Origin of the sequence: Candidatus Macondimonas diazotrophica (genome assembly GCF_004684205.1) — a bacterium.
Taxonomy (GTDB): Bacteria; Pseudomonadota; Gammaproteobacteria; order UBA5335; family UBA5335; genus Macondimonas; species Macondimonas diazotrophica.
This window is the reverse complement of sequence record NZ_SRIO01000002.1, coordinates 162,246-179,093: the sequence shown is the minus strand read 5'-3', so window position 1 is coordinate 179,093 and position 16,848 is coordinate 162,246. Positions and strand designations below refer to the sequence as shown.

Below are 16,848 nucleotides of genomic sequence, written 5' to 3'. Positions count from 1 at the left end.
GGCGGGGTTCGATCCATCAGACGGAAGCCAACAGACGCTTGAGCTCCGGCACGCAGGACCCACAGCCGGTGCCGGCATTGAGCTTTCCCCCAATGGCTTCGACGGTAAGCGCGTCACCCTCCCGAATGGCCCGCAGGATCCGTTTCCGCCCGACCTGGAAACAGGAACAGACGATCTCACCTTGGTCTTCGACCACGCCCGGCGGACGTCCAGCCAGCAGACTCATGCGCGAAGCACCGTCGAGCACGGGAGCCGCGAACAGGCCCTCCAGCCATTGCCAGGGTGGCAGTTTGCCTGTTGGGTCAATGAACAGGCAGGAAACCAGCCGCCCCTGCCGAATGAGTGCGGCCCGGTAGCGGCCGGTACCGCCATCCTGGTACTCCAGCCATTCGTCGTCCGGGCACGCGCCCAGACAGGTGCGGGCCCAGGATGACCATGCCCCGGTATGCTCTGCCGCGCCCGCCAAGCGGTAACGCCAGCATCCATGCTGCCCCAATGAGCGCACCCAGTAGTCAACCGCCTGCGTGTCGAGATCCTCTCGAACCAGCGCGAATCCCTCCCAGGCACAAGGCTGTGGTAATACCCGCACCGGGGTATGCTTGAACTCTGGCTCGCCGGACACCGGATCGACGACCGGATTGACCAAGGCATCGACGCGGCCGCTGGCAGCGAAGTGATCATTCCAGTGCATCGGAACGAATATGCTGCCTTGGCGCTGATCCCGCGTGATCCGCACCCGCGCCAACATCTGCCCCCAAGGCGTTTCCAGCCGGGCCAGACCATTGTCCTGCACACCGAGCTGGGTGGCATCGAGCGGATGGATCTCCGCGAATGGCTCTGTGATATGGGTCGACAGCCGAGGTGAGCGGCCGGTACGCGTCATGGTATGCCATTGATCCCGGATACGACCGGTATTCAGCACCAGCGGGTAGCGCTCATCCGGACTGTTCTCCGGCAGTCGATGACGAACGGGGACCAAGCGCGCCCGTCCATCCGGGGTATAGAAGCGGCCATCGACGAACATCCGATCAGTACCCTGCCGTGATTCGGCTTGAACCGGCCAACGAATCGGCTCCAGACGCTCATACTCACCGGGCTTCAGCTGGGAAAGCCCGGTCAGATCGAAGTCGCGCTGGCCCTCATTTCTATATGCGGATAACTGCGCGTGTTCCTGAAAAATCTCGGCCGGATTGGTATAGGAGAACCCGTGCTCATAACCCATGCGACGCGCCACTTCGCCCATGATCCACCAGTCCGGCCGCGCCTCTCCCGGCGGGGGCAAAAATGCCCGCTGGCGGGAAATGCAGCGCTCGGAATTGGTCACCGTGCCTTCGCGCTCCCCCCAGCTTGCGGCAGGAAAAATCACATGCCCCAATGCCGTCGTATCGGTGTGACACATGTCCGAGACGATCACGAGCGGACAGTTGCGCAAGGCTTCACGCACCCGGTCACCGTCGGGCAGGCTCACTGCAGGATTGGTGGCCATGATCCAGATAGCCTTGATTTGACCGGAACCGACCGCCTTGAACAGATCGACGGCCTTCAAGCCCGGATGTTGAGCGATCACCGGGCTGCGCCAGAACCCTTGGACCAGATCACGGTGCGCTGGCGATTCGAGCTCCAGATGGGCGGCAAGCATGTTCGCCAGGCCGCCCACCTCGCGACCGCCCATGGCGTTCGGCTGTCCGGTGATGGAAAAAGGCCCCATCCCGGCCCGCCCGATGCGCCCGGTGAACAGGTGGCAGTTGATGATGGCGTTGACCTTGTCGGTTCCAGCAGACGACTGATTGACCCCTTGAGAAAAGAGGGTGACCACGCGCTCGGTGCGCGCGAACAGGTGATAGAACCGCGCGAGGTCCTCCTCGGAAACGCCGCAGGCCGCAGCGACTGTCGGGATCGAGGGTGCGTCGGCGCGCGCCGCCTCCAGCGCTGCGGCATACCCGCTGGCATGACGCTCCAGAAATCCAAAATCCGCCCGGCCCTCGCGCGCCAGATGGGCGAGCAACCCATTGAACAATCGGACGTCACTGCCGGGGTGAAGTGGCAGATGCAGGGCCGCAAGATCGCAGCTGGGCGTGCGCCGCGGATCGATCACAATGATCGTCATTTCAGGCCGGCTCGCCTTGGCGGCTTCGATACGGCGGTAAAGAACCGGATGACACCACGCCAGATTGGATCCGACCAGCACCAGCACATCGGCCTGTTCCAGATCCTCATAACAGGTCGGCACGGTATCACTGCCGAAAGCGCGCTTGTGGCCGGCCACCGCCGAGGACATGCACAGCCGCGAGTTGGTGTCGATGTTGGCCGAGCCGATGTAGCCCTTCATCAGCTTATTGGCGACATAGTAGTCCTCCGTCATCAACTGGCCGGACACATAAAAGGCGACCGAGTCCGGACCATGCTCATCGATGGTCTGGCGCAGTCCCGTCGCGACATGAGTCAAGGCGGTGTTCCATTCGACCGGTTCGCCACCAATGCTGGGGCGGGTCAGCCGCCCCTCATGGCCGATGGTTTCCCCGAGCGCCAACCCTTTTGAGCACAACCGCCCCTGATTGGCCGGATGTGCCGGATCCCCGGTGACCTGAACCGTTCCATCCGGTTGAACCGCGGCCAGCACGCCGCAACCCACCCCGCAATAGGGGCAGGTCGTACGCACAGCCCGGGCGGATGGCAGCGAGCGGGTCAAATTGTTTCCTCCGAAACCGGAAGTCCGATGAACACCATTCCCTCATCCACGCGAGTCGGGAAGGCTGTCGTTTCGCCTTCATCGGGGGCAATCGCCTGTCCGGTATCCAGCGCAATTCCCATGTTGTGCAGCGGGCAATAAACCTTACGGTCACAGACGATGCCCTGAGACAACGGCCCGCCGCGATGCGGACACCGATCACGCAATGCAAAGACCTCGTCCTGGCGATTCCGGAACACCGCAATATCGCCATCGGGATGGCGGACCACACGGGACCCCAGCTGAGGGATAGCATCCAGCGCGCCGATCTGCACCCATTCGAGCGAATCGGCCGCGGGGGTTTGCGTCGTACTCATCAGCTCATGCTCCAGCAATGTTCGGGTTCAAGCCAGTTCACCCAGCGGTTCGAAGCGATGCACTTCGCGCTCCTGTTCAACCATCTGCGCCCAGGGATCGATCTGGGCATAGCGCTGGGATTCATAAAACCGTGCCGCGAGATTCCGACGCCCCTCGGCGTCATCGACGACATGCCGTTTCACATGGGCAAGGCCGACTCGTTCGATCCAAGGCGCGGTGCGCTCGAGGTAATGCGCCTCCTCGCGGTAAAGCTGCAGGAAGGCGGCGCAGTACTCGGCCACTTCCGCTTCGGTCTTGACGTTGCAAAGCAGATCGGTCGCGCGCACCTTGACACCGCCGTTGCCACCCACATGCAGCTCATAGCCCGAATCGACGCATACCACGCCGAAATCCTTGATGGTTGCCTCGGCACAATTGCGCGGGCACCCGGATACCGCGAGCTTGACCTTGTGCGGGGTCCAGGTTCCCCAGGTCATCTTTTCGAGATCGATCCCGAGCTTCGTCGAGTCCTGCGTACCGAAGCGGCACCACTCCTTGCCCACACAGGTCTTGACCGTACGCAGCGCCTTGCCGTAGGCATGACCTGACACGAAACCGGCCTGATTGAGGTCCGCCCACATACCGGGGAGATCCTCCTTCTTCACACCCAAAAGATCGATGCGTTGGCCGCCGGTGATCTTGACGGTCGGGACGGCATATTTTTCCGCCACATCGGCAATCGCATGCAGCTCGGCAGCCGTCGTGACGCCGCCCCAGATGCGGGGGACCACCGAGTAAGTTCCGTCCTTCTGGATATTGGCGTGCGCCCGTTCGTTGATGAAGCGCGACTGCGGATCGTCGCCAACTTCGGCGGGCCAAGTGGCGATCAGGTAATAGTTGAGCGCGGGACGGCAGCTGGAACACCCGTCCGGGTTGCGCCATTCCATGAACGAGCGCACCTGATCGGCCGTGGTCAGGTGATGCTCGCGGATCGCGGTTCGCACTTCGTCATGGCTATGGTCGGTGCAGCGGCACATGGCCTTCTTGCTCGGCGCCGTGCTGTAGTCACCCCCCAGCGTGGAGGCCAGAATCTGTTCCACGAGGCCGGTACAGGAACCACAGGAAGACGATGCCTTGGTATGGGCGCGGACATCCTCGAGCGTAAAGAGTTTCTTTTCGACAATCGCGTTGACGATAGTGCCCTTGCAGACGCCGTTACAGCCGCAGATCTCGGCCGTATCGGGCAGATTGGCTGCATTGGATCCGCCGCTGTGCCCCGAATCGCCAAGATGCGCCTGACCGAACAGGAGCATGTCGCGCATTTCCGACACATCCGTGCGTTCGCGCAGCAATTGGAAATACCACGCACCGTCGCCGGTGTCGCCATAGAGCACGCTGCCTTTGATGCAATTGTGCTCATCGAGAACCAGCCGTTTGTAGACGCCCCGGCCAGGATCCTGGAAGACGATGTCGTGCGTCCCCTCGCCGCCGGAAAAATCTCCTGCCGAAAACAGGTCGATCCCGGTCACTTTGAGCTTGGTTGCGGTCACTGATCCCGTATACCGTGCATAACCCAGCCCAGCCAAGTGGTTGGCACAGACCTTGGCCTGTTCGTACAGCGGGGCAACCAGACCATAAGCCATACCGCGGTGCTGGGCGCACTCCCCGACGGCATAGATCGCGGGATCATAGGTTTGCAGCGTATCGCTGACCACCACGCCGCGTTCACAATGCAACCCCGTGTGCTTGGCCAATGTGACATTCGGACGGATGCCGACCGCCATCACCACCAGATCCGCAGGGATTTCGGTTCCATCCTTGAACCGCACGCCTGTCACATGATCATCCCCGAGAATTGCTTCGGTCTGCGCCCCCATCCGGAACTTGAGACCGCGCGACTCCAGCGATTCCTGCAACAGCCGGCTTGCGGGCCCATCGAGCTGGCGCTCCATGAGGGATTGGACGATGTGCACAACCGTGACATCCATGCCCTGCTTGAGCAGACCGTTGGCTGCTTCCAGCCCGAGCAGTCCACCGCCGATGACCACGGCATGGCGCTTCCCGGATCGAGCAGCCGCCAGCATCGTGTCGACATCCTTGAAATCACGGAACGTCGCCACGCCCGGCAAGTCTTTTCCAGGGACGGGAATGATGAATGGATCTGATCCGGTGGCGAGCAGCAGTCGATCATAAGCGACTTCGGTGCCATCTTCGGCGCACACGCGCCGATTGCGCCGATCCACTTCGACCACCCGCTTTCCGGTGAGCAGTGTTATTCCGTTATCCGCGTACCACGCAGCATCATTGAGGACGATTTCCTCCGGTGTTTTCTCCCCGCACAACACGGGCGAGAGCAAGATGCGGTTGTAATTGACGTGGGGCTCTGCGCCGAACACGGTGATCTCGTACAAGTCCGGCGCCAGTTTGAGGAGCTCCTCAACCGTCCGGATCCCTGCCATCCCATTGCCCACAACCACCAGTTTGCGCTTGCTCATCTCAATTGCCTCCCGAGCTTTGACCTACCCGGGAAGCAACATAGATGCCAAAAAAAAATCTTCTGTTAATCAGTGTTCTGGCCTGATCATGCGCCGTGATGCCGTCTCCTCGGCCACGAGCGGCACCATATTAGTTCGCCGGCGCTACTGGGCGCCCCACAACGATGCGCCACGGCAAGCAAGCCCCGGTGAAACACTTCAACTTCAACCGGATATGAAAACCCACCATTTGAGCAAAAGAGGCTTCCAGAGGGAAAACGGGGGTTCATTGCCCTCAAATCGAGCATGATGACCATATATTGTGCGGATACGGCGCATGATACGGGAGGGGAACGCTCGCCGGCGACCCAAAACTGGGCAGTGCGGCGCCATCGAATGAAGCGCCGGCAGCAACCATGACCGTCGAGAACGACGCAGCGCGCTGCGGACTGACCCGCCTTGATCGCCACCCTAGAAGCTGAACGGGAACCGGCGGCGCCAGAACTGGATCAGCAGTAAACCAAACAACATGCCGCCCAGATGCGCGAAATGCGCAATGTTGCTCGCAATGCCCGCCACACCGAAAAACAGTTCAAGCCCGCCATACCCGAGGACAAACCATTTCGCCTTAATCGGCACAGGCGGGAACAGCAGCAAAATCCGCTCATTGGGAAACATCATGCCGAACGCGAGCAGCAGGCCGAATACCGCCCCGGAAGCGCCCAGCGTCGGATAGGGCATTCCGCCGGCGCGCAGATGCAGATCCATGGCAATCAACTGGACCAGACCGGCACCAATCAGGCAGACGAAGTAGTACAGCGAAAATCGGAGCGGCCCCCAGAATCGCTCAATCGCCGACCCGAACATCCACAAAGCGAACAGGTTCAGAAACAGGTGCGACAATCCGCCATGCAAGAAGCCGTAGCTGACCAATTGCCAAATGTGAAACGCAGGCGCACGCGCCAAACCCTCCGGCGTCTGAAGCAGACCCGGGTCGCCAGCGGGCCACAGGGCATAGTTGATGATCCAGTATCCAGGCGACATGCCCTGAAACACGTAGATCAACACATTGACGATCAGCAGCCATCGAACCATATGGTCTCAGGCCCGCGATCCATGAGTGGATAAGTCAGATATGAGCCCAACGTGAGCGATCACTGGCTTCTCCGATCCAGTGCTGTCCCTCCTCATCCGAACTGCCGGCGGAATCGCCACGTTCCGAATGCGAAGACGGCCGTTCCCACGATCACCAAACCGGCAACCGAAGGCCACAGTACATCGAGGCCGACACCCTTGAGAAAAATGCCCATGACGATTTCGATGTAGTGATGCATCGGAGAGAGCAGAATTAGATAACTCAAAGCGGTTGGCATCGCCTCTGGCGGGACGAAGGCGCCGGACAGCAACAGCATTGGGGACAGCAGCATGATCACCATCAGCCCAACTTGGGCGAGATTGTTGACCACGGTGGAAATCGCCAGCCCAAAGCCGGCCGTACTGAACACGTAAATCGCCGTCAGCACGTAAAAGAGCGTCATGCTGCCCCGGAAGGGAATATTGAACACAGGACCGAGCACACCGAAAACCGCGAGCGTAACGCCGACCAGGATGACCATCGTCATCGCCAATACCTTGGGCAACATGATCTCGAGCGGCGTCAACGGAGAAACCAGAAGCTGCTCAACGGTTCCCCGCTCTTTCTCCCGGACCATGGCGGCAGCCGGAAGCATGATCGACAGCATGGTGATCATGGTGAGCATCTCGTTGATCGGGACAAACCAGCTGTCCTTGCCATTGGGGTTGAACCAGACGCGATGCGCACTGTTCACTACCGGCATGGATCCGCCCATGGCTCCCGCCACGGACAGGCGCTCGCGTGCCTTTTCAATGCCGAATCCGGCCACGATCTGTGCGGCATAGCTGGTGGCCAGCGACCCCAGGACCGAGTTGCTGGTATCGACGAACAATTGCACCTGAGTCGGTCGACCAGTCAGCAATGACTCATTGAAATCCGCAGGAATTTCGAGATAGAGCATGGTCTCGCCGGCATCAAGGAGATCCATGGCGCGATCGCCGCTCATTTCCATGCCCTGATATTTGAACTGAGGCTCGCGAAAACTGTAGATCAGCTCACGCGATGCCGGAGACTGGTCGTAGTCGGCCACGGTCAAGGCTGCACGCTTGAGTTCCATCTCGATTCCCGAGCCCGCGATATAGATATCCGCCGAAAACGCATAAACCACGATGATGAGCAGAAAGACATCCCGCCGAAACTGCAGTAGCTCTTTCCAGGTCATGACCCGCATGTGCTGCAGGACTTCTCCAAAGTTGCCAAACATGGAGATTTACTCCTGCGGACGCTTTGTGAAAAAGCGATAGGCCAAAACGAACAGCACCAAGGCATAGACCACAAGCGACACCACCGACGACCACAGCTTGTCGAGACCAATGCCCTTCATGAAGGTCCCGTCAATGATCATGCCGTAGTGCATCGCCGGAGCAAGATGGGCAATGGCCTGCGCTTCGGGGCCCATGGAACTCAAAGGGAAGAGCATGCCAGAAAACAGGATGGCTGGAACCAATGTCACGACCATAGTGATCACCACGGCCGCTATCTGGGTCTTCACGAAGCTGGACACCAACAGGCCGATTCCCGTCGTCGTAAAGGAGTAGATCGCCGTGGCCAGCAAATAGAAACCGAACGATCCCTTGAACGGCGCCTGGAAATAGAAAACCGCCAAGGCCCACAGAAAGATGCCATTGACCATCGAGATACCGGCATAGGGCATCAGCTTGCCCAGGAGAAACTCACCGCGACTCACCGTCGAGGCGTAAATGTTCAGAATGGAGCCTCTTTCCTTCTCGCGTACGACACTGACGGCGGTTAGCAAGGGCGGTGTCATCATCAGAACCATCATGATGAGCTTGGGCGCCATCGACCAGATACTTTTCCCGCTCTGGTTGTACAGCATGCGCATTTCCAAACGCAGATTGCCCATCTGTTGGCGCGCCTGATCGGGTGTCAGGCCCACAGCCTGGCTGAGAAAATCTGCAATCAGTTCCTGCGAATAGTTGGCATTGATTGCACCGATATAGCCGCGTGCAATATTGGCCCGCAGCGGAAACTGGCCATCGAGCAACGTTTGAACGGCCACGGCGCGCCCAGCCAGCAATTCCTCACCGAATTTCGGCGGGATCACGACGACGGCGCGCACATCGCCCCGCGCAATCAGTTTCGCAACATCCTTCTCATCGCTCAGATAGCCCTTGAAGTCAAAATACCGTGAATCGATCATCCGGTAGGCATAGTCTCGACTCTGGTGGCTATGGTCGTAGTCGATGATGGCCAGCGGGATATTCTCCACATCGAGATTCATCCCGAGACCGAATACCACCATCAATATCGGTGGCACGATGAATGCCAATGCGAGAAACAGGCGGTCACGGGTAATTTCGGCCCATTCCTTGGCGATCACTGCCGCAAGCCGCGCCCAGTTCATGCTGCTTTTCCTGCCTTGTGCTCAAGATCCAGCACGTTCTGCACGAACACATTTTCCATGGTGAGCGGCAATCGGCGAGTATCCTGCACCGCAATCCCCGCCTCTTCGAGCAGAGTCCGGACCTGACGCTTGACGGCATCCGGATCCGTTGCGAGCACCTGAAGCCGGCGTCCGTGCAACGTTGCGTCCTCGAACCCGCCTTCGCGCAGCACATTCTGTGCGTGATAGGGTCGTTCGCATCGAATCTCGAGCAATTGCCCGAATCGACGTTCCACGTCCGTTTTCAAGCCGGCCGGCGAATCATAGGCCACCACCTTGCCGGCGTGCATGAGTGCGATCCGATCGCAATACTCGGCCTCGACCATGTAATGGGTGGTCACGAGAAGCCCAACCTCCTCCTGCCGCGAGAGCCGGAACAGCACGTCCCAGAATTCTCGGCGCCCCATGGGATCGACGCCTGAGGTCGGCTCGTCCAGAAACAGAATCGGCGGACGATGCACCAAGGCGCAACCCAGCGCCAAACGCTGTCGCAACCCCATCGGAAGCGATCCGGTCAGTACATCTTCCATTCCCTCAAGGCCAGCCAAATCGACGATCCAACGCAAACGCGGTTCGATCTCGCGTGGCGGCACGGCATAGATACCGGCATAAAGCCGGATGTTTTCGACGACCGTCAGATCCTGATAGAGGGAGAATGCCTGGGACATGTAACCGATGCGTTTCTTGATCACCGCGCCGGAGTGGCGCATGTCGGCACCGGCCACGGAGCCTGCGCCCTCCGACGGCCTCAAGATCCCGGTCAGCATCTTGATCACCGTGGTCTTTCCGGCGCCGTTGGCACCCAACAGACCGAATATCTCACCCGGACGCACGTCAAAGCTGACATGGTCGACCGCCCGAAAAGCGCCGAAATCTCGAACCAGATTCGTGGCTTCGATGACCGGCTTGTCCGGATCGAGATGAATGACAGTCCCTTCCGGAGGTGCGGGCAGTTCCCGGACAGCCTGTCCTTCGCCGTTGAGCTCAAGGAGACTCACGTAAATATCTTCGAGCTCCGGGGTATCGGTCTGAATCTCCCCGACATCCAGCCCGGACAGCACATTCTCAACGACTTGCTGACCATCGCCGGCATCCTTTGGTACGAATATCCGCAGAAAGCTGCCCAGCGCCATCACCTGGTCGAACTGCGTGCGCAGTCGGTTCAGGGCTTCCAATTGCGGTTGCACGGCCACGGAAACAACGGCTCCCGGCCGCAAGTGGATCAGTTCTTCGATTTCCCCATGAGCCAGGATTCGCCCATGATGCATGAGCGCCGCGTGATGAAAACGAGAGGCTTCGTCCATGTAGGCCGTTGAGACCAATGCGGAGATCCCCTTCTCCGCCAGCAGTTCAGCCAGAATCGCCCAAAAGTCCCGGCGAGAGACCGGATCGACCCCGGTCGTCGGCTCATCGAGAATGATGAGCTCGGGTTCGTGAATCAGCGTGCAGACCAGACCGAGTTTTTGCTTCATGCCGCCGGAAAGATTCTTCATGGCACGGTCACGGAACTTGTCCAGTCGCGTCATGCGGAGCAGCTTTTCCTTACGCTCCGCCAGATCGCCCGGCTTCACCAACCGCAACCGGGCGAAAAAATCGATGTTTTCTTCGATCGACAGATCAGGATAGAGATTTTGCCCCAACCCTTGGGGCATGAAGCCCAACCGAAGCTTGATGCGTTCGGCAGCCGCCTCAGAATCAAGGTGCTCGCCGAACACCTCAACCGCGCCAGCTTCATAACTCATCACGCCCGCGACGGTTTTCATGGTACTGCTTTTGCCCGCACCATCCGAACCGATCAACCCAAACAGGCTGCCTCTGGGAACATCAAGATCGATACCCCGTACCGCATGGACTTCCTTATAATTCTTTACCAGCCCGCGTATGCGGACGACTGGCGCTTCATCCATGTCCATACTCCCGCCAACCCCTTGGCTTTCAGCACATTACCATCTGGGTTTTTCCCATGCGACGCTCTCATCCCAGCGGATCACCGCGTCGGCTGGCATGCCAGGGGTCAACAGATAATCGGGATTTTCCTTGAAATAAAGCTTGACCGCATAAACTTGCTTCACGCGCTCGTCAGGCGTCTGGACTTCCTTCGGCGTGAATTCGGCGCGCGAAGCAATGTAGTCTACCGTTGCGGAGAAGGGTCGGTCGGGATAGGCATCCACGTAGACCTGCGCTTCGAGCCCCCGACGAACCTTGCCGATTTCATCACCCGGTACATAAACCTTGAGATAAAGCCGCTCCGGATCGACGAGCTCATACATGGGACGACCTGCCGCCCCGACCTCGCCCGCTTCCACGAGCCGCGCGGTCACGATACCCTTGCTCGGTGCCCGAACGGTCATGTTGTCGAGGGCAATCATCGCTTCCTGGCGCATGGCTCGAACCCGCTCCAGCTCCGCATCGAGAGCGCCGAGTTCCGTCTCCTTGGCACTGATCTGATCCTTGCCGAGATAGGCTCGCTCCAGCTGCTTCTCCGCGCTGATCACGCCCGCTTCGGCCGAGCGCACATCGCTACGGATCGCGGTGTACTGGAGCTGTGCTTGCTCCAGACGTTGCTTGTTGACCGTGCCCGCTTCTGCCAACGATTCGATGCGTTGCAGGTCTCGAGCAAGCTGCGCCTCGGCAGCTCTGGCCTTGTCCAGGGTCGCCCGCATATAGGTCACTTGAGACTTTGCCGCCGCAATCCCCAAGGGCAATTCTTTCTTGGCCACAGCGAGGCTTTCGTTGGCTGCGTTGCGGCGCGCCTCCAAGCTGGTGATGCCTGCATCCGCCTGTCGAATGCGAGCCTGAAGTTCCTCATCCTCCAGCTGGCTGAGCACTTGCCCCTGCTCCACCAGATCACCTTCCTTGGCCAGAATTTCGCGGACCTTGCCCGGATACTTGGCTGCAACCGTTGTCGTGTCGCCTTCAATACGCCCGTTTACCTGGAGCAGCCCCTCGGGCAAGGGCGCACTCATCAATCGATAAACGACGACTAACGCAATCAGCGCGGCGGCCCCCAATCCCATAAGCAACCATGCAAACGGTCGACGCGTTTTCTCCGCAGCCATAGTGTTCTTCCCTGAAAGCGCTAAGGACAGGTGGCGATCCGCATGGGCTTAGATTCCGCCCACCACATATTTGAGCCGCAGATCGGCGTAAACCGCATCGTACTTGGCATTGTTGTAGCTCGTAAAGGCAGCAGTCCGGCGAGTCTCGGCTTCAAGGACCTCCGTATTCGTGCCCATGCCTTCCCGATAGCGGTCACGAGTCACACGTTGATTCTCTTCAGCGCTTTCCAACGCGGTCTTGGCGACTTCGAGACGATTCCGTGCCTCTTCGCGGGCAAGCCAGGTTTGCCGCACCTGCAGGGCAATGAAGTCGCGCGCCTGGGCAAGCAATTCCTCACTGGAAATGCGCCGCTTGGACAAGGCCTCTGCCTGCTTGCGGGTCACCCCCGCATCGAATAGGGTCCAGGAAGCGCCCACACCCGCATATCCGATCGTATTGTCTTCTAGGGCATCGAGGTCCAGATAGACCAAGCCCCCCAGTAAGGCAACCTGAGGCAACAGCCCACCCTTGATGGCTTTCGCGGCATAGCGCAGGCTTTCAGCCTGCTCGGCCAGGTTATTGAGTTCCGGGCGATTTTCGAGTGCTTGCTTGGTCAGCTCGCCCAACGACCCTGGCTCGACGGTGGACGTTGGTTCAAGCGCCTCCAAGTCCACCGGCGCATCAAGCGGTCGCCCCAGCATGCGGTTATAGAACGATTGAGCGAGCTCGACGGCATTCTTGATCTGCAGGTTGCGTTGTTTCGAATCGGCCAGATACACCTGAACAGATAACAGATCGCTCTTGGCAACCATCTGTTGGTCATACAGGTTCTGAACATCGCGAACGTATCCGGAAACCGCCTCGACTTCACGGTCCGAAATCTTCGCCCCGCCCTGAGCGCGCAGGACGTTCACATAAGCTTCGGCCACATTGATCTTCAGCTCATCCTCAGTGCGCCGCAGATGCCAGTTCGACGCCCCGACCTGAGACTCAGCCGCCTTCGTCAGATTCGTCAGCCGACCCCCCGTATACAAGGGTAGCGTTGCTTGCAATGCGACCTGAGTGAACTGATCTTCACCGAGTTCAAGTCGCTGGAGATCGGGCGGCACAGGGAAGGAAAAGCTCGACGGAACCAACGGGAACCGAATGGGAGATGGAATCGTCAGCGTATCGTCGATTGGCGACTGGACCGTCGGCGCTTCATCCAGCTTCAAAGTGAAACCGCTGGCGGATACCGAAGGGAAGCGTTGGCGCGAAGCCGCGCTGCGGCCGGCCTCGGCTGCCTGAACCTCAAATTGGGCCGCTCTCAGGCCGAAATCGTTGGCCCGTGCCGTTTCCCATGCTTGATCGAGTGTCTCTGCACCTACGGTGATAGGCGTGAAGACAGTCGCGCAGAGCAGCGCGGCCATCTTCCTGTGGGGGCGTCGCATATACACAATCCCTGTTCAGCTCAAAGCCTGAATTAGAACTCAAAAGCTAGCGTTATACGCTCCCCCTCAAACGGTCGCAAGTCGGTGATCCGCTCGACTTGCGGGCGCTCTGACGGCCACTTCCCGACAGTTCTGCGTATCAACCTGCCGATGAAAATCAACGGTCCGTGGACTCCGACACCGGTAAAGATCAGGTTATCGGCGTCGCCCCATGGCCCAGCCCCGGCGGATGGTCTTCTCGCTGCACTGCCAAGGGCATATAGCCAGACTGCAGCTCCCATCCCCCGCTGAATCGTCATCTTGCATACGGCCGGTCATTCAGCCGGATCCGAAACACCGAAATGATAGCTTTCCTTGACACAAGGCGGTTCTAGCTCTAAAGATTCTTGAATTGATGCCGCCATCTTGTTGATAAGAATACCCATGAGGGCGTCCTCCGATTTACGTCATTTGAGCCTATAGCTGTCACTTTCATGACGATAATAACCAGCATCAGCACAAGGGGAAGCAAATATCATGAGTAGCGAGCTGACGCCACGGGGAGAATCTGTCCAATTACGGCTCAGCGCCGATGGCGTGATTCAGGCCGCGTGCGGCGACACCCAAGCACTGCTTGGCAGGACGCCACAGGATTTACTGCAGACCGAATGTCTGAAGCTGGTCACGCCCGGCAGTCAGTCCGCATTGCGCTGCCTGTTGAACACCACATCCGATCGACCGCGGGTGAACCAGTTCCGACTGACGCGGGCAAGCGGCGATCCGTGCAGCACACAATGGGTCTTGACGCCTGCAGGCAATAATCAAACCTGGTGCGTTATCAGTACAGCGCTGCCGAAGCATGCGCCCCATGATCTCCCGATGGCCTTAGCCGATGTCCTGGATCGCGCCAACCACGTGGTGTTCATGTGCGATCCACTCGGCCATTTCATCAATCTCAATTCCTCGCTCTCACACATTACTGGATATACCCGTCGGGAACTGGAAACGCGTGACTTCAATCAATTGGTCCATCCCGAAGATCGGCTGTTCGCACGCTCAATGTTTCTCATGGCCTTGGGCGGCACCGGTCAGCGGGGGGAAATCCGAGTCTTCACCAAAAATGGCCACCAACACCACCTGACCATTACCAACGGCCCCCTATGGTCCAAAGATCAGATCATCGGAGTCGTTGGCGTTGCCAGCGATGTGACGGCGGAGCGGACCTGGTCGAAGGCATTGGCGGATTCTCAGGCGCGCCTCGAAGAGACCCGTCATATTGCCGAGTTGGGCTGTTGGCGCTATGACTTCAAAACTCGCAAATCCCACTGGTCACGTGAGCTGTTCACCCTTCTGGGCATCAATCCGAAGGATTTTTCCAACGACTACATTGGTTTCCGGAAACTGATCCACTCCGATGATCTGCAGCGAGTCACCTGTCACCACCGGGATGCGCTGCGAAGCGCTTGCCCTTTTGATGTTGAATTTAGAATCGTGACCCCCGAAGGAAAAGTGCATTGGGTGCGGGAGCGGGGCGAAGTCATCCGGGATTCGAGTGGCCGCCCCCTGCGCATCGAAGGCACGCTGCAAAACCTGTCGAAATACCGGAAGGTCGAGCAGGAGCTCAATATGATGCGCGACGCAATGTCACAGATCGGCGAATCCCTCTTCATTCTCGACGACAAGCACCGCGTCTTGTCGGCGAATGGTGCATTCTGCCATTTGATGCGCTGCTCGCGTAGCGCCATCCAGGATCTCGCGCCCGAGTTTCTCCTTGCGATTGGCCAGCCCATGACGGAACTCGACAGTCTCTGGCAGCACCTGAAAACGGTCGGCACTTGGCAAGGCCCCGTACAGGGCCGCCGCCTGGATGGGACTCCTCTGGCGTTTCATCTGAGCCTGAGCGCAGTACGCGGCTCGATTGGACGCATCACCCATTATGTGGGTGTGTGCCGCGATACCTCGAACAGCGCCGAGCAGTTCCAGTTGGAACACCCACGAACTCTTCACATCGACGCCGTAACCGCGCTGCCCAATCGTCAGGCGCTGATGCATGAGCTCGTGCATCATGCCACTGTAACCACGCGTCAAACTGACCAGCTGGCGTTGCTCTGGATCGATCTGGACCATTTCCGATCCATCAATGAATCATTGGATCCGGCCGTCGGTGACGAGATCCTGAGAGATGTCGCGCAACGTTTTAGAGACTTGGAAGACCAGCCCAGATCGAAAGTCTTTCACGTCGGTGGTGATGCCTTTGCCGTTGTCGTCCAAGGCGCCTCGGCAACCTCCCTGGCCACCTCGCTCGCTCAATCCCTGCTCGAAGCCCTCAACCGTCCACTACTGGTTGCCGGGACGATGCTGGGTCTTTCGGCCAGCATCGGAATTGCAGTATTGGGTGCCAGCGATGAGGAAGACGATACCGCCGATCTGATCCGCCAGGCTGAAACGGCCATGTACCAGGCCAAACGCCATCGGCACTGCTACCGGCTGGCAAGCCGGGCGCGCAAACCGATTGATGCCTCACCCATGGGTGCGCATGAGCTGCGACAAGCTCTGCGCCAGAATGAACTGTTCTTGGTCTATCAACCCATCTTCGGAAAAGTGCCCGGTCAAGTTTCCAGCGTGGAGGCACTGGTTCGCTGGGCACATCCCACACGCGGGATACTCAGCCCGAATAGCTTTCTTCCCTTGGCCGAACGCATTGGTCTGCTTCCCGTTCTGGGTCAGCAAGTGCTGGATATGGCACTGCGTCAGCTCGCTTTATGGCAGCGTTTCGGTTCCCCCAATCTCCGCATGGCGGTGAACGTGGCGCCAGCCCAGTTTGCCAATCCCCAACTCCCCGGTCAGATCGCCGAAGCCCTGCAGCGCAACCGCCTGACACCGGATGCCCTGATGCTGGAAATCACTGAGAATGCACTCATCGCACATCCGGACAGAGCATTGGAAAGCCTGCGCGCCCTGCGCGAAATCGGCGTTCAGATTGCAATAGACGATTTCGGGATGGGCTATTCGTCATTCAGTTACCTCAAGCAATATCCGTTCGACGCCCTCAAGATCGACCGTTCTTTTGTTTCCGCACTCCCCGGCTCGGAGCAGGATGCGGCCATTGTCGAAGCCATGCTGAGCATGAGCCGACGCCTGCAGCTTGATGTCATCGCCGAGGGCGTGGAAACCGAGGCACAATGGGCCTTCCTCACCGAACGAGGTTGCCAGGAGTTGCAGGGATTCTGGCTGAGCCGTCCGCTCTCCGAGCAGGCACTGGGACACTTGCTACTGGAAACCGCTGGCGGAGCCCCGAACACACCCCGATGACCTTTTTCCGAATACGGTGGTCAAAACGGCCACGTTCGTGAAGAGGTTGC

General features: G+C 59.1%; 10 protein-coding genes. 1 reads left to right on the top strand and 9 read right to left on the bottom strand.

The window, feature by feature from the left end; all coding sequences use genetic code 11:
* Window positions 1–16: 16 nt before the first annotated feature.
* The 9 genes from E4680_RS02385 to E4680_RS02345 form a co-directional block, all read right to left on the bottom strand.
* Complete coding sequence (locus tag E4680_RS02385) at window positions 17–2,689, bottom strand: nitrate reductase (protein ID WP_240696086.1); 2,673 nt, start codon at window positions 2,687–2,689, stop codon at window positions 17–19.
* On the bottom strand, window positions 2,686–3,045 hold the full coding sequence (gene nirD / locus E4680_RS02380) for a nitrite reductase small subunit NirD (RefSeq protein WP_135280767.1): 360 nt from the start codon (window positions 3,043–3,045) through the stop codon (window positions 2,686–2,688). Before nirD ends, E4680_RS02385 begins: the two co-directional genes overlap by 4 nt.
* Window positions 3,046–3,072: 27 nt before the next feature.
* Window positions 3,073–5,520, bottom strand: a complete 2,448-nt coding sequence (gene nirB, locus E4680_RS02375; protein WP_135280766.1) for a nitrite reductase large subunit NirB — start codon at window positions 5,518–5,520, stop codon at window positions 3,073–3,075.
* Between the two features lie 450 nt (window positions 5,521–5,970).
* Entirely contained in the window at window positions 5,971–6,594 is a 624-nt protein-coding gene (locus tag E4680_RS02370; RefSeq protein WP_135280765.1) for a rhomboid family intramembrane serine protease, read from the bottom strand.
* Between the two features lie 92 nt (window positions 6,595–6,686).
* The gene (locus tag E4680_RS02365) at window positions 6,687–7,838 is read right to left on the bottom strand and encodes an ABC transporter permease (RefSeq protein ID WP_135280764.1); all 1,152 of its coding nucleotides are present in this window, start codon (window positions 7,836–7,838) and stop codon (window positions 6,687–6,689) included.
* Window positions 7,839–7,844: 6 nt separating this feature from the next.
* Complete coding sequence (locus tag E4680_RS02360) at window positions 7,845–8,999, bottom strand: ABC transporter permease (RefSeq protein ID WP_135280763.1); 1,155 nt, start codon at window positions 8,997–8,999, stop codon at window positions 7,845–7,847.
* Entirely contained in the window at window positions 8,996–10,945 is a 1,950-nt protein-coding gene (locus E4680_RS02355) for an ATP-binding cassette domain-containing protein (RefSeq protein ID WP_205688713.1), read from the bottom strand. The genes E4680_RS02360 and E4680_RS02355 overlap by 4 nt, the downstream gene beginning before the upstream one ends.
* A gap of 36 nt (window positions 10,946–10,981) precedes the next feature.
* Window positions 10,982–12,097: an HlyD family secretion protein gene (locus tag E4680_RS02350; protein ID WP_205688712.1), complete on the bottom strand. Its 1,116-nt coding sequence runs from the start codon at window positions 12,095–12,097 to the stop codon at window positions 10,982–10,984.
* A 48-nt stretch (window positions 12,098–12,145) separates the two neighbouring features.
* Window positions 12,146–13,507 (bottom strand): TolC family protein, encoded by a 1,362-nt coding sequence (locus E4680_RS02345; RefSeq protein WP_135280761.1) that lies wholly within the window; start codon window positions 13,505–13,507, stop codon window positions 12,146–12,148.
* A gap of 516 nt (window positions 13,508–14,023) precedes the next feature.
* Between E4680_RS02345 and E4680_RS02340 the strand changes: the two genes are divergently transcribed.
* Window positions 14,024–16,798, top strand: a complete 2,775-nt coding sequence (locus E4680_RS02340) for a sensor domain-containing protein (protein ID WP_135280760.1) — start codon at window positions 14,024–14,026, stop codon at window positions 16,796–16,798.
* The last annotated feature ends 50 nt before the right edge of the window (window positions 16,799–16,848 follow it).